The sequence below is a fragment of the Sedimentibacter sp. B4 genome (genome assembly GCF_000309315.1).
GTDB classification, from domain to species: Bacteria; Bacillota; Clostridia; order Tissierellales; family Sedimentibacteraceae; genus Sedimentibacter; species Sedimentibacter saalensis.
Genome location: NZ_CANG01000757.1, coordinates 1 through 241 on the forward strand (window position 1 = coordinate 1; position 241 = coordinate 241).

Genomic DNA, 241 nt, shown 5'->3' on the forward strand with positions numbered 1-241 from the left:
TACCCTCTCGTTCGTGATCACGACGGTGAAGGCCAGGGTGGCCTCCCTCGACCCGGCGCTGGAACAGGCCGCGGCCGACCTGTACGCGAGGCCGTCGCAGGTGTTCTGGCGGGTCACGTTCCCGCTGGTCGCGCCGGGTATCGCCGCGGGCGCACTGCTCGCCTTCGCCCTGAGCTTCGACGACTACATCGTGACCACTTCAATGCCGGTGCCACGACCGTGACCGTTCCCCATGTACGTG

1 protein-coding gene is annotated in these 241 nt (G+C 67.6%); it reads left to right on the forward strand.

The features are described from left to right. A partial coding sequence (locus BN358_RS13005) for an ABC transporter permease (protein ID WP_232233254.1) occupies nt 1-223 on the forward strand: 223 nt, incomplete at its 5' end. Between the last annotated feature and the right edge of the window lie 18 nt (nt 224-241).